Genomic DNA, 12,045 nt, shown 5'->3' with positions numbered 1-12,045 from the left:
ACCAGCCCAGATCCTAGCATCGGCCGAGATACGTTAACTGGTTACATAAGTGGAGGCGCAATGGTCACGCTCGCCGTCGTCGGTGCGGGCTCGCGGGGCGTCGCCTATGCCCGGCACGCCGTCGAGAGCGGCCGGGCGCGGGTGGTCGCGGTGGCCGATCCGCTGGAGAGCCGCCGCGCCAGGTTCCCGGAGGCCGGGCAGTACGCGGACTGGCGCGAACTGGCCGCGCTGCCCCGCCAGGCGGACGCGGTCATCATCGCCACCCAGGACCGCGACCACGTGGAGCCCGCGTTGCGCTTCTCCGAGCTCGGCTACGACATCCTGCTGGAGAAGCCGATGGCGGTCTCCGAGGATGACTGCCAGGCCATCGTGGCGGCCGCCGAACGCCGAGTTCCGACGGACGCGATCTTCGCCGTCTGCCACGTGCTGCGCTACACGCCGTACACACGGGCTTTGAAGGCGCTGCTCGACGCGGGCCGCATCGGCGAGATCGTCAGCATCCAGCACCTGGAGCCGGTCGGCTGGTGGCACCAGGCGCACTCGTTCGTGCGGGGGAACTGGCGGCGTACCGACGAGTCCACGTTCATGCTGCTCGCCAAGTCGTGCCACGACCTCGACTGGCTGGTCCACCTGACCGGCAAGCGGGTCGTGCGCGTCTCCTCGTTCGGCGGGCTCAGGCACTTCCGCCCCGAGAACCGGCCGGCCGGCGCTGCCGACCGCTGCCTGGACTGTGCGGTCGAGCCGGACTGCCCGTACTCGGCCAAGCGCATCTACCTCCCGCTGGCCGGGCGTGAGGTGTGGCCGCTGTCGGTGCTCACCGACGACGTCTCCGAGCAAGGGGTGCTGGAGGCGCTCAGGACCGGCCCGTACGGCCGCTGCGTGTACGCCTGCGACAACGACGTCGTCGACCACCAGGTCGTGAACATGGAGTTCGAGGGCGGCACCACCGCGTCGTTCACCATGACCGCCTTCACCCCGGCGCTGCACCGGCAGACCCGGATCTTCGGGACCCGCGGCTCCATCGACGGCGACGGCGACCGCCTGACCGTCCACGACTTCGTCACCGGGCGCTCCGAGACCGTCGACACCAGCCCCACCGGGGACCCGACGGCCGGCGGCGGCCACGGGGGCGGTGACGCGGGGCTGGTCGAGGCGTTCCTGACGGCGGTGGAGACGAGGGACCGCGCGCCGGTCCTCTCCTCGCCGGGCGAGAGCCTGCACAGCCACCTCGTCGCCTGGGCCGCCGAGCGGTCACGGCTCCACGGCGAGACCGTCACCCTGCACGCATAGGGATCGCTCAGAAAGTGATGACCGTGCGGGCGACCGTGCCCTCCCGTACGTGGGCGACGGCCTCGTTGATCCGTTCGAGCGGCAGCCGTTCCGAGACCAGGCCGTCGAGGTCCAGGCGGCCGCGAAGATACTGCTCGGCCAGCATGGGCAGGTCGCGGTGCGGCGCCGCGTCGCCGCCCTGGGTGCCCATGAGGCGGCGGGAGGCGAACAGCAGGCCGGGGTCCAGCTCCACGGGGTGGCCGGCCGGCGGGCTGCCGACCATGACCGTCGCGCCACCGGATCGGGTCGCGGCGAACGCCTGCGCCAGCACGCCGGGCACCCCTGTCGCGTCGAAGGCGTAGTCGACGCCGCCCTGCACCAGCTCACCCACCTGCCGGGGAAGGTCCTCGGCCGGCAGCGTGTGGGTGGCGCCGAAGCGCTCGGCCAGCTTGAGCTTCTGCTCGGCCACGTCGGCGGCGACGATGGTGGTCGCTCCGGCGAGCACCGCGCCCTGGATGACGTTGAGCCCCACCCCGCCGCAGCCCACGACGAGGACGGTGGCGCCGGCCGGGACCTGGGCGACGTTCATGACCGCGCCGACTCCGGTCACGACGCCGCAGGCCAGCAGGCACATCGCGGCGAACGGCGCGTTTTTCGCGATTTTCACGCACATGGTCTCGCTGACGACGGCGTACTCGGCGAATGAGCCGATGCCGATGAACCGGCGGGTCTCCTGGCCGTCCAGGGTGATCCGGGGCAGCCCTCCCATGATCGTCGGTAGCCTGGCGGGGCCCGCGCACAGGTGGAAGCGGCCCGCGCCGCAGTGGCGGCACCGGCCGCAGGGGCCGTTCATCGCGATGATGACGTGGTCGCCCGGCTTGACGGTGGTGACGCCCGTACCGACGCTCTCGACCACCCCCGCGCTCTCGTGCCCCAGGATGAACGGCAGCCTGCTCACCACGGGGCTCTTGCCGTCGATCGCCTTGAGATCGGAGCCGCACACGCCCGACGCCTTGATTTGCACGCGGACCTCGCCGGGAGCCGGATCGTCGATCTCGACCTCGCGGATCTCCATGGGGGCGTGGAAATCGGTCAGCACGGCCGCGCGCATCAGCATGCGCCACACGGTAACCGGCCCCGAACCTGCGAGCAAGCGGTTGCTAGGGCACCGTTGACACCCCTCCCGGGCGAATTTACGCTCGGCGCAAACCAAGCGAGCGCTAGGCCAAAACGCAAGGGGTGGACCATGGTACGGCGGGGTGCGGCGGCGGCGCTCACGGTGACGCTGCTCGTCGCCGGGTGCGCGGCCCAGCAAAGGGGCACGGCCCAGCAGAGCGGAACGGCCGTGCCCGGTGTGACCGGCACGACGATCAAGGTCGGCGGCGTGCTGACCAAGACCAGCGCCAGCGGATATTCGACCAAGGACGCCGAGATAGGCGCCAAGGCCAGGTTCGAGCGGGCCAACGCCGAGGGCGGCGTGCACGGGCGCAAGATCGAGTTCATCGGGGCCGAGGACGACGGCCAGGACGCGGCCAAGGGCGACGCGGCGGCCAAGAAGCTCGTGCAGAAGGACCAGGTGTTCGCCCTGGTCCCGGTGCACGCCCCCAACTTCGGCGGCGCCGCCTTCCTGGAGCAGCAGGGCGTGCCGTGGTTCGGCTGGGCGACCGGGCCGCAGTGGTGCGGCACGAAGACCGGCTTCGGCTACAACGGCTGCCTGGCGCCCAAACAGGGCGCGGGATCGCAGACGTGGTGGGGCCGGCAGATGGCCGACCTGCTCGGCGGCGCCGAGGGCAAGACCGTCTACGTGCAGACCTCCGACTCCAGCGGCAGCAAGTACGGCGGCACCACCATCTCCCAGTCGTTCAGCGCGGCCGGCTTCAAGCTCGTCGGCGTGAACTCCGGCCTGCCGGCCGCCGCCCCACCGCCCGACTGGCTCCCGTACGTCAACAAGATCATGACGTCGAACGGCGGCAAGGCGCCCGACGTCGTCGTCTCGGTCATCGCGGGCACCAAGTTCAACGTCGGCCTGTACTCGGCGCTCAAGCGGGCCGGCTACAAGGGCGTGCTGACGGACGCGACCAGCTACGACGCCGCCATACTCAAGGACCCGGCCAGCGCTCAGGCCCTGGAGGGCGTGATCGCCGCGCCGATGTTCGAGCCGTTCGAGTCCACCGCTCCCGAGATCGCGCAGCTCAAGCAGGACGTCGAGAAGGTCGCCCCCGGCATGGTCCCGACCCAGCACCTGGCGATCGGCTACTGGGCCGCCGACATCTTCCTCGACATGCTGAACAAGACCGGCAAGGACCTGACCAGGGAGAAGTTCCTGGCCGCGGGCAACGGCTCGTACGTGTACGAGAACGCCGGCTTCGGCAAGATCCAGTACCCCAAGGACCACAGCGAGCCGAACGGTTGCGGCGCCCTGGTCAAGCTGGAGAACGGCGCCTTCGAGGTGGCCAAGAGCATGAAGTGCTTCGACAACGTGCCGCTCAAATGATCCTTGGCTACGTTCTCAGCGGCCTGGTCACCGGAGCCATCTTCGCGATCATGGGAGCGGGCCTGACGCTCTCGTACGCGGCGACCGGGGTGTTCAACTTCGCCCACGGCGCGCTCGGATTCCTGTCCGCCCTGCTGTTCTACGAGCTCAACGTGGCCGCCGGGGTGCCCGCGTGGTTGTCGGCGCTGGTGTCGGTGGTGCTGTTCGCGCCCGCGCTCGGGTACGTGCTGCACAAGGCCATGTTCCGGGGGCTGGCGCAGGCGGGGGAGACCGCGCAGATCGTCGCCACGATCGGGCTGACGATCGCGCTGCCCGCGCTCGGCCTGCTGGTCGTGGACCTGGCCGGACTGCCGCCCGCGGACGCGACCGCGCTGCCGCGCGGGATCGGGCCGCACCCGGCCCAGACGTTCGACGTGCCCTTTGGCGTACAGAGCGTCCGCCTCGACACCGACCAGCTCATCACCTTCGCCTTCTCGGCCGTGGCGGCGGCCGGGCTCTGGGCGTTCATGCGGCACACCCCCTACGGGCTGCGCATGCGGGCCTCCGTCGACCGCCGCCGCCTGGCCACGCTCCGGGGCATCGACGCCGACGCCACCTCGGCGCTGGCCTGGATGCTGGGCTCCGGGCTGGCCGGGCTGGCCGGGGTGCTGGCGGTGTCGGTGCTGGGGCTGGACGCGACGGCGTACACGGTGCTGCTGTTCGCCTCGGCCACGGCCGCGGTGTTCGGGCGGCTGCGGTCGATCCCCTGGACGTTCGCCGCCGGGCTCGCGCTCGGCGTGGTCCAGAACCTGGTCGCCGGCTACACCGACTTCCTGGAGCAGGTCACCGGGCTGCGCACGGCCGTGCCGGTGCTGCTGCTGTTCGCCGGACTGGTGCTGCTGAACCGCTCACGCGAGCGGATCGCGGGCAGCGCGGCCGAGGACGCGCCACCCCCCGACCACCTGGCCGGGCTGCCGCCGTGGCGGCGGCGGTTGCCGTGGGCGCTGGGGCTGGTCGCGCTGGTGGGGTTCACGTTCGCGGGGCCGGAGTACTACGTGGGCATCGCCGCGCAGGGGCTCGTGCTCGCGCTGATCTTCTGCTCGTTCGTGGTGGTGACCGGGATCGGCGGCATGGTCAACCTGGCGCAGGCGGCCTTCGCCGCGATGGCGGCGCTGACCTGCGGGTGGGCGTTCTCGTCCGGGCTGCCGTTCTTCGTGGCGATCCTGCTGGGCGTGCTGGCGGCCGCAGCCGTGGGGATGCTGGTGGCGCTGCCCGCGCTGCGGCTGGGCGGGCGGGTGCTCACGCTGGCCACGCTGGCCCTGGCGCTGCTGGCCGATCAGGTGCTGTTCCAGGTGGACGCGTTCAGCAACGGGACCATCGGGTGGCCGCTGCCCGCCCTCGGGTTCGGCTTCGCCGACACCTCCGATCCGCGGGTGCTGGTGGTGGTGCTGCTCGTGCTGATCGGGGCCGTGGCGGCGCTGGTGCGGAACCTGGAGAGGTCGGCGTCCGGGCGGGCGATCCTGGCGGTCCGGTCGGCCCCGGCCGCCGCGACGACGTCCGGGCTGTCCGCGCCGCGTACCAAGATCATGCTGTTCGTGCTGGCGTCCGCGATCGCCGGGCTCGGCGGGGTGCTGTTCGCGGTGGCGAAGGGGTCGATCACCGCCACCGACCTGCCGGCGTTCTCCGGGTTCGTCTGGCTGGCCGTGGTGGTGCTGCAGGGAGTGCGCCGCATCGGCGGCGCGGTGCTCGGCGGGCTCATCGCGGTCGTCATGCCCGAGCTGCTGGCCACCTGGGACGTGTCCGCGCACGTCGGCGCGATCCTGTTCGGGCTCGGCGGCATGATCCTCGCCAAGCACCCGGACGGGGTGCTCACCCAGATGGCCGAGCTGCGCCATCGCCGCCGCGCGGGCGAGAAAGTCCACGAGGAACCGGCGGTCCCGGCGGTCCCGGCGGCCCCGGCGGGCAGCGGACGGCTCGACGGCGCCGCCGTACGGCCGCTGTTCGCGCTGGAAGGCGTTGTCGCCGGTTACGCGGACTGCACCGTGCTGCGCGGCGTCGACCTGGCCGTCAACCCCGGCGAGGTCGTCGCGCTGCTCGGCGCGAACGGCGCGGGCAAGTCCACCACCTGCGCGGCGGCCGCCGGAGACCTGCCCGTCACAGGTGGCCGGATCCTGCTGGACGGCCAGGACGTCACCGCCTGGCCCGCCCATCGCAGGGCGCGGGCCGGTATCTTGCTCGCACCCGAGGGCAGGGGCGTGTTCCCCGGTCTGACCGTCGAGGAGAACCTGCGGACCTGGCTGCCCGACCCCGCCCCCGTCTACGAGCGCCTGCCGCAGCTCGCCGCGCGCCGTACCGTCCTCGCCGGCGCCCTGTCCGGCGGCGAGCAGCAGCTCCTCACTCTCGCGCCCGCGCTGGTGCGCCCGCCGCGCGTGCTCATCGCGGACGAGCCGTCGCTCGGCCTGGCGCCGCTGGTGGTGCGGCAGATCTTCGAGGTCTTCGCCGAACTGCGCGAGCGCGGGGTGGCACTGCTGCTGGTCGAGGAGAAGGCCACCGAGGCGCTGGCGATCGCCGACCGGGTGGCGTTCATGCGGCTGGGCCGTGTCACCTGGCTCGGGCCTCGCTCCGAGGTGGACAGCGAGCGGCTGACCGCCGCCTATCTGGGGGTGCGGTGACATGCTGGCCGTCGAGAGCGTGTCGGTGGCGTTCGGCGGGGTCAGGGCGCTGGACCAGGTGTCCTTCGAGGTCGGCGCGGGCCAGGTCTGCGGCGTGATCGGGCCGAACGGGGCGGGCAAGACCACGCTGTTCGACGTGGTGTCCGGGCTGCGCAGGCCGAGCGCGGGACGGGTCAGCGTGGCGGGCCGGGACCTGACCGGGGTGTCGCCGGTCGAACGGGCCAGGGCCGGGCTGCGCCGTACCTTCCAGCGGACCCAGGTGTTCGGCCGGCTCACCGTGGCCGACAACGTGCTGGCCGCGCTCGACTGGCACGGCGGCGGTGGCGGGCTCGCCGCCGACCTGGTCGGCTGGCCGGGCCGGCGACGGCGCGAGGGCGAGCGGCGCGAGCGCGCGGCCGAGGTCCTGGAGCTGTGCGGGCTCACCCCCTTGCGGGACGCGTACGCCGCCGCGCTCCCCGTCGGGCAGCGCCGGCTCGTCGAGCTGGCCAGAGCCCTCGCCGACCGGCCCACGCTGCTGCTGCTCGACGAGCCGACCTCCGGGCTGGACGCCGGCCAGACCAGCCGTCTCGGGGAGGTCGTGCGGGCGCTGGACACGACCGTGCTGCTGGTGGAGCACGACATGGGCTTCGTCATGGACACCTGCGACCGGATCATCGTGCTCGACCTCGGCAGGGTGATCGCCACCGGCACGCCGGCGGAGATCAGGGAGGACCCGGTCGTGCGGGCCGCCTATTTGGGCTGAGCGTGGCGCTCGGTGAAGGACAGGATGCGGCGCCAGGCGTCCTGGCACGCCTCCGCCCACTCGCCGTACGAGCGGTCGAAGAACGAGTGCGGGGCCCCCTCGTAGAGGTGGGTCTCGTGCTCGGTGCCGACCCGGTCCAGCGCGGCCGTGTACGCGTCGAACTCCTCCGGCGTCGACACCGTGTCCGCCCCGCCCCTGAGCAGCAGGATCGGCGCGCCAGGGCCGGACTTCGGCTCGTCGATGGCCCGGAGCGCGCCGTAGAAGCCGATGCCCCCGGCCAGGCCGTTGCCCTCCGCGGCCTGCCGCCACGAATGAGCGCCGCCCATGCAGAACCCCAAGGTGAAGACGGGTCCCTCCAGCGCCTCGGTGGCCGCCCGCGCGTCGGCCCTGACCTGGTCGCTGGTCACCTGCCTGACGTGGGCCATGTAGTCGAAGTCCTCGCCGCGGTCGCCGAGGCCCGCCGTACGGCCGAAGTAGTCGATCGCGATCGTACGGAACCCCGCCTCGGCGAACCGCACCGCCAGATCCCGGTAGAACGGATGCAGCCCGCGCACGTCAGGCAGGATCACCACGCTGCGCCCGTTGGGCTCGGCAGGCTCGGCCCGGTAGGCGAGGAAACGGTTGCCGTCGGCGGCGGTCAACTCGATCTGCTCATGAGAGGCCACCTCGCCCTGGATCGGCGGGGCGGGCGGTCTGCTGTCAGTGGAATGGCACATGGGCCCAGCATGCCCAGGGTGTTTCCGCATATCCAGGTACTCGCAGGGGCAGGTTACACGTGTTCGCAACCGGCACACTTGACCGTATGAACCGGGAACTCGGCGCATTTCTCCAGGCCCGCAGGAACGAGGTCACGCCCGAGGACGTCGGCCTGGCGAGCGGGCCACGCAGGAGGGTACGCGGCCTGCGCCGCGAGGAGCTGGCCGAGCTGGCCGGGATCAGCGTCGAATACCTCGTACGCCTCGAACAGGGCCGGGCCGCACAGCCGTCCGCATCCGTGATCGACTCCCTGGCCAGGACGCTCGGCCTGTCCGACGCCGAACGGGACCATCTGTTCGACCTGGCCGGGCCGCGGCGCCGCCGTGCCGGCCCCACCCGCGGGGCGCGGCGCGAGCTGGTGGAGCTGCTCGACCGGATGACCGACATTCCGGCGCTCGTCATCGACCATCGGCTCGGGGTGCTCGCCTGGAACCGGCTGGCCGCCGCCCTCTTCCCGGGCCTGTGCCGCCGCGGCGGGAACCTGGCCCGCTACAACTTCCTCGACTCGGCAGGGCGCGAGCTGTATGCCGAACGGGAGGAGGTCCTGCGAGCCACCGTCGGGCAGCTCCGCCTCGCCACCGGCCGCCACCCTGATGACCCGGCGCTCATGGCGCTGATCGGTGAGCTGTCCGTGCGCAGCGAGCGCTTCCGCGCGCTGTGGGCCGGGCGGGTGGTCAGGGAACGCAGCCATGGCGTCAAGCGGTTGGCGCATCCGGTGGTGGGGGAGCTGGTGCTGCGTTACGAGACGTTCGAGCTGCCGGGCGAGTCAGGGCAGCGGCTCCACACGCTCCATCCCGAGCCGGGGAGCGCGACCGAGGAGTCGCTGCGGCTGCTCGCCTCGTGGTCCCTTTAGGACGGTGGGTCTTCGGTCTGCGTGGCGAGCAGGTTGTCGAGCTGGTATGGGTCGGTGGTGAGGTCGTACAGCTCGTACTCCTGCTCACCCAAGCGAGAGTCCGCAACGATCGACTGATGCCGAGGTGGCGGACAAGATGACGGCGCCGGTCCCGGCGTATACCGCTTACCGATGATCTTCTTGACATGGTTACGCCGCCTCCGGTCACGGATGGTGCCGCGCTCTGCGCAGAACCGGGTTGACCTCCGCGATCACCTCGCGGATGTCCCGGCCCACACGGTTACCCCGGTCCGGGCCCGGATCTTGTCCCGCAGATGACAACGGACCTGCGTGTGACGTCGCCGGACCAGTGAGGACATCCCGCCGCCCGGGGCCGCGTACGGCATCGGCCTCCACGCTCAGCGACGTTTGTCGCTGTCACCCGGTCGGTGCACCTGGTCAGCCGTCTGGCCCGATGTCGCGCCAGCAGGTTGGTAGTCGACTTGCCGGAGAATCGCCATGAAGTACCTCTTGATGGCGTCGGCGCTTTCGGTATCGGGATACGTGCCTAGATGATGCATGACCGCGCCGTTGAGCAGCTGCTGCACAATATCCAGGTCCTTATCCTGGGAGAGTTCTCCGTGCTCGCGAGATCGTCGCAAGGCGGCGTGTTCGGCGGCCGCACGCCGCCTCCCGTGGGAGTTGCGGTAGGACTGCAGCAGCTCAGGATAGTCGTCCACCGCCCCGTAGAGGCGGCGCAGCATGCGGCGGTTGCGGGGATTGCTGAGGTAGGCCGCCCATTGCTCGAGCATCTGCTCGATGTCAGGCCATTCCAGGGCATCCGGAGTGTGGTCCTGGTGGACCGATTCGATGGCCTGGATCAGCAGGGCCGTCTTGTCGGGGAATCTGCGGTAGACGGTGGCCCGTGTCACTCCGGCCCGCAGGGCCACCTGCTCGATGCTGGTATTGCTGGCGCCGCGCTCGATCAGGAGGTCGAGCGCGGCGCTGAGAATGGCTGCGTCGACCTCCTGGCTGCGGGGGCGTCCAGGCAGGCGCGGAGTATGCGCGGTGCCGGTCATGCCCTGTGGCTCATGACGCGTGCTCCTAGAGCGTCGATGACATGGCGGCGAGCCGCCATGACCCCGCGCGGATGATTCCAGCCGATCGCCGCGACCGCAGTGCCGTCGATTTCGGCCAAGGCGGCGAATCGCCCTACGCCCGGCCGGCCGTCGAGCGGGCGAATGCGTGAACCCGGCGCGATGATGCCGTGGATCTGAATCTTCACGTCGTACTGGTCACTCCAAAAATACGGAACGGGGGTGTACGGCGAGCTCGCACCCATGATAGCGGCGGCGACAGCTATCGCCTGCTGGGTGACATTGGTGCGGTTCTCCAGGCGGATGCTCGTGCCGAGGCCCTCGTGATACCAGCGGGCCACGTCGCCCAGTGCGTAGACCCCGGGTGCCGCCCGGCAATGAGAATCGCACTCGACCCCATCGGACAGGGACAGGCCGCTGTCGTGCAGCCACTCGGTGGCGGGGATGGCTCCGACGGCGAGGACGACCAGGTCCGCCGCGACAAGCTCGCCATCCGCTAACTCGACAGCACTGACGTGACCGGCCGTACCGCTCAGCCCGGCGACCCCGACGCCGGTCCGTACGTGAACACCGTGTCGCCGGTGAAGTGCGGCCACATGGGCGCCCAGTTCGTCGCCGAGGTGGCGGGCCATGGTCACGGGGGCAGGGTCGATGAGGGTGACGGGCAATCCCAGGCCGCGCGCGGTGGCGGTGATCTCGCACCCGAGCACGCCCGCCCCGATGACGGCGATGTGCCGTGCCAGCGCCAGCCCTCGGCGCAGGTCGTCGACATCGTCGAGGGTGTGCAGGGTGTGTACGCCGGCCAGGTCGGGTTGGTAGGGGAACCGGCGCGGGATCAACCCGGTGGCCACGACGAGTACGTCGCAGGAGAGCGTTCGCCCGTCGTCGAGGTCTACCGTGCGGGCCTCGACGTCGAGTCCGTCCGCGCGACGCCCGAGGATGAACTCGGCGCGGAGTGCGTTCAGTTCGGCGGGGGCGCGCAGAAACGCGCGGCCGGTCGGCCAGGATCCCGCCAGGATCTCTTTCGACAGGGGCGGACGGTCGTAGGGCAGGTGCCGTTCCTGGCCGATGAGCCGGATCCGGCCTTCATAACCTTTGCGGCGCAGCGCTTCGGTGACGGTGAGGCCGCCGGCGGAGGCGCCGACGACGAGCACGTCGGAGGGTGTGCTCACGTCTGCTCCGTCATGTGGATGGCCGCGGCCGGGCAGAGCATGGCGGCCTCACGGACCGCCTCCTGCAGGTCCGCACCGGGTGACGGCTCTTGCAGAAGCACGATGCCGTCCTCGCGCTGATCGAACACCTCGGGCGCGGCGATGACGCACTGGCCGGCTCCGACGCACCTTTCCTGGTCGACGACCACGTCCATGGGGGTCCTTTCTTCGGGGAGAGCGTTAATCGATCTTCGTGACCATGGCGTCGAACGTCCGGTCAGGCAGAAGCTTGTTCAGCGCCAGGATCGTTCTGGCCAGGTAGCCGACGGGGTAGCGCGGCTTCGGCTTCCGGGATTGGAGCAGTCTTTTGATCGTCTTGGCGACCACGGCGGGTTCGGAGGCCTTCGTCACGTTCTCGGCCCGGCTCGCCATGGCCTCGGCGAGCTTTCCGTACGGTCCTCGGCCGGAGACGGCGCGAAGTTCTCGCGACGTGTCCTCCTCGAATTCGGTCCTGATGATCCCCGGCTGGATGAGCACCACGTCGATGCCGAACGGCTTGCACTCCTGCCGGAGTGAGTCGGAGTACGCCTCAAGGGCGTGTTTCGACGCGTGGTACCAGCCGACGAGGGGAAGGGCGATCTCACCGGCGATCGAGGAGACGTTGACGATCGTCCCCGAACGCTGTTCACGCAGGTGCGGCAGGACAAGCTGGGTGAGCCGAGCCGGCCCGAAGACGTTGACGTCGAACAGGTGACGGGCCCGCTCGACGGGCACGTCCTCGAGCGCGCCGTGCAGTCCGATCCCGGCATTGTTGATCAGCACGTCGATCCTGTGCTGTTCGTCCAGAACGGTACGCACGACGCGGCCGAGATCCTCCTCGCTGATGACGTCCATCGCGACTGCGTGGCCGCCGGCCTGACGCAGCTCATCCATCCGCTGCAGGCGACGCGCGGCGCCGTACACGATGTGGTCAGCTTTGCGCAGCTCCAGCGCGGTGGCGCGGCCGATGCCCGATGAGGCGCCGGTCACGAGGCAGACCTTGGCTGCCATGAA

11 protein-coding genes are annotated in these 12,045 nt (G+C 70.9%); 5 read left to right on the top strand and 6 right to left on the bottom strand.

What is annotated here, in order from left to right:
* Positions 1–60 precede the first annotated feature (60 nt).
* Positions 61–1,290 (top strand): Gfo/Idh/MocA family protein, encoded by a 1,230-nt coding sequence (locus tag ACTMTI_RS09035; RefSeq protein WP_441119458.1) that lies wholly within the window; start codon positions 61–63, stop codon positions 1,288–1,290.
* A gap of 7 nt (positions 1,291–1,297) precedes the next feature.
* Here the strand turns inward: ACTMTI_RS09035 and ACTMTI_RS09030 are convergent, their stop codons facing one another.
* Entirely contained in the window at positions 1,298–2,386 is a 1,089-nt protein-coding gene (locus ACTMTI_RS09030) for an alcohol dehydrogenase catalytic domain-containing protein (RefSeq protein WP_441119456.1), read from the bottom strand.
* 129 nt (positions 2,387–2,515) lie between these two features.
* Between ACTMTI_RS09030 and ACTMTI_RS09025 the strand changes: the two genes are divergently transcribed.
* From ACTMTI_RS09025 to ACTMTI_RS09015, 3 genes are read left to right on the top strand one after another with little or no spacing between them, the layout of a single operon-like run.
* On the top strand, positions 2,516–3,763 hold the full coding sequence (locus ACTMTI_RS09025; protein ID WP_441119455.1) for an ABC transporter substrate-binding protein: 1,248 nt from the start codon (positions 2,516–2,518) through the stop codon (positions 3,761–3,763).
* The gene (locus ACTMTI_RS09020) at positions 3,760–6,414 is read left to right on the top strand and encodes an ABC transporter permease subunit (RefSeq protein WP_441119454.1); all 2,655 of its coding nucleotides are present in this window, start codon (positions 3,760–3,762) and stop codon (positions 6,412–6,414) included. The genes ACTMTI_RS09025 and ACTMTI_RS09020 overlap by 4 nt, the downstream gene beginning before the upstream one ends.
* A 1-nt stretch (position 6,415) precedes the next feature.
* On the top strand, positions 6,416–7,156 hold the full coding sequence (locus ACTMTI_RS09015; RefSeq protein WP_441119453.1) for an ABC transporter ATP-binding protein: 741 nt from the start codon (positions 6,416–6,418) through the stop codon (positions 7,154–7,156).
* Here the strand turns inward: ACTMTI_RS09015 and ACTMTI_RS09010 are convergent.
* Positions 7,144–7,872 carry a dienelactone hydrolase family protein gene (locus ACTMTI_RS09010; RefSeq protein ID WP_441119452.1) on the bottom strand — a complete coding sequence of 243 codons (729 nt, stop codon included), beginning with the start codon at positions 7,870–7,872 and terminating at the stop codon, positions 7,144–7,146. The two genes, ACTMTI_RS09015 and ACTMTI_RS09010, sit on opposite strands and share 13 nt — an antisense overlap.
* Before the next feature lie 86 nt (positions 7,873–7,958).
* Between ACTMTI_RS09010 and ACTMTI_RS09005 the strand changes: the two genes are divergently transcribed.
* Positions 7,959–8,765, top strand: coding sequence for a helix-turn-helix transcriptional regulator (locus tag ACTMTI_RS09005; protein ID WP_441119450.1), 807 nt, complete (start codon positions 7,959–7,961; stop codon positions 8,763–8,765).
* A gap of 398 nt (positions 8,766–9,163) precedes the next feature.
* Here ACTMTI_RS09005 and ACTMTI_RS09000 read toward each other — a convergent pair whose 3' ends face one another.
* The 4 genes from ACTMTI_RS09000 to ACTMTI_RS08985 are packed head-to-tail and all read right to left on the bottom strand — an operon-like array spanning position 9,164 to position 12,042.
* Positions 9,164–9,823, bottom strand: coding sequence for a TetR/AcrR family transcriptional regulator (locus ACTMTI_RS09000; RefSeq protein WP_441119449.1), 660 nt, complete (start codon positions 9,821–9,823; stop codon positions 9,164–9,166).
* Positions 9,820–11,013: an NAD(P)/FAD-dependent oxidoreductase gene (locus ACTMTI_RS08995; protein ID WP_441119447.1), complete on the bottom strand. Its 1,194-nt coding sequence runs from the start codon at positions 11,011–11,013 to the stop codon at positions 9,820–9,822. The genes ACTMTI_RS09000 and ACTMTI_RS08995 overlap by 4 nt, the downstream gene beginning before the upstream one ends.
* A complete protein-coding gene (locus tag ACTMTI_RS08990) occupies positions 11,010–11,207 on the bottom strand; it encodes a ferredoxin (RefSeq protein ID WP_441119446.1) in 198 nt (65 codons plus the stop codon). The genes ACTMTI_RS08995 and ACTMTI_RS08990 overlap by 4 nt, the downstream gene beginning before the upstream one ends.
* 25 nt (positions 11,208–11,232) lie before the next feature.
* Entirely contained in the window at positions 11,233–12,042 is an 810-nt protein-coding gene (locus ACTMTI_RS08985) for an oxidoreductase (RefSeq protein ID WP_441119445.1), read from the bottom strand.
* Positions 12,043–12,045: the final 3 nt, after the last annotated feature.

This window comes from Nonomuraea sp. H19 (assembly GCF_052068215.1).
In the GTDB taxonomy this organism is placed as follows: domain Bacteria; phylum Actinomycetota; class Actinomycetes; order Streptosporangiales; family Streptosporangiaceae; genus Nonomuraea.
This window is presented reverse-complemented; position numbering and strand designations above follow the sequence as displayed.

Bases quoted from the DNA above. Each gene is read 5' to 3' on its own strand.
- ACTMTI_RS09035 (WP_441119458.1), top strand. From the start codon at position 61: ATGGTCACGCTCGCCGTCGTCGGTGCGGGCTCGCGGGGCGTCGCCTAT.
- ACTMTI_RS09030 (WP_441119456.1), bottom strand. From the start codon at position 2,386: ATGCTGATGCGCGCGGCCGTGCTGACCGATTTCCACGCCCCCATGGAG.
- ACTMTI_RS09025 (WP_441119455.1), top strand. From the start codon at position 2,516: ATGGTACGGCGGGGTGCGGCGGCGGCGCTCACGGTGACGCTGCTCGTC.
- ACTMTI_RS09020 (WP_441119454.1), top strand. From the start codon at position 3,760: ATGATCCTTGGCTACGTTCTCAGCGGCCTGGTCACCGGAGCCATCTTC.
- ACTMTI_RS09015 (WP_441119453.1), top strand. From the start codon at position 6,416: ATGCTGGCCGTCGAGAGCGTGTCGGTGGCGTTCGGCGGGGTCAGGGCG.
- ACTMTI_RS09010 (WP_441119452.1), bottom strand. From the start codon at position 7,872: ATGTGCCATTCCACTGACAGCAGACCGCCCGCCCCGCCGATCCAGGGC.
- ACTMTI_RS09005 (WP_441119450.1), top strand. From the start codon at position 7,959: ATGAACCGGGAACTCGGCGCATTTCTCCAGGCCCGCAGGAACGAGGTC.
- ACTMTI_RS09000 (WP_441119449.1), bottom strand. From the start codon at position 9,823: ATGACCGGCACCGCGCATACTCCGCGCCTGCCTGGACGCCCCCGCAGC.
- ACTMTI_RS08990 (WP_441119446.1), bottom strand. From the start codon at position 11,207: ATGGACGTGGTCGTCGACCAGGAAAGGTGCGTCGGAGCCGGCCAGTGC.
- ACTMTI_RS08985 (WP_441119445.1), bottom strand. From the start codon at position 12,042: ATGGCAGCCAAGGTCTGCCTCGTGACCGGCGCCTCATCGGGCATCGGC.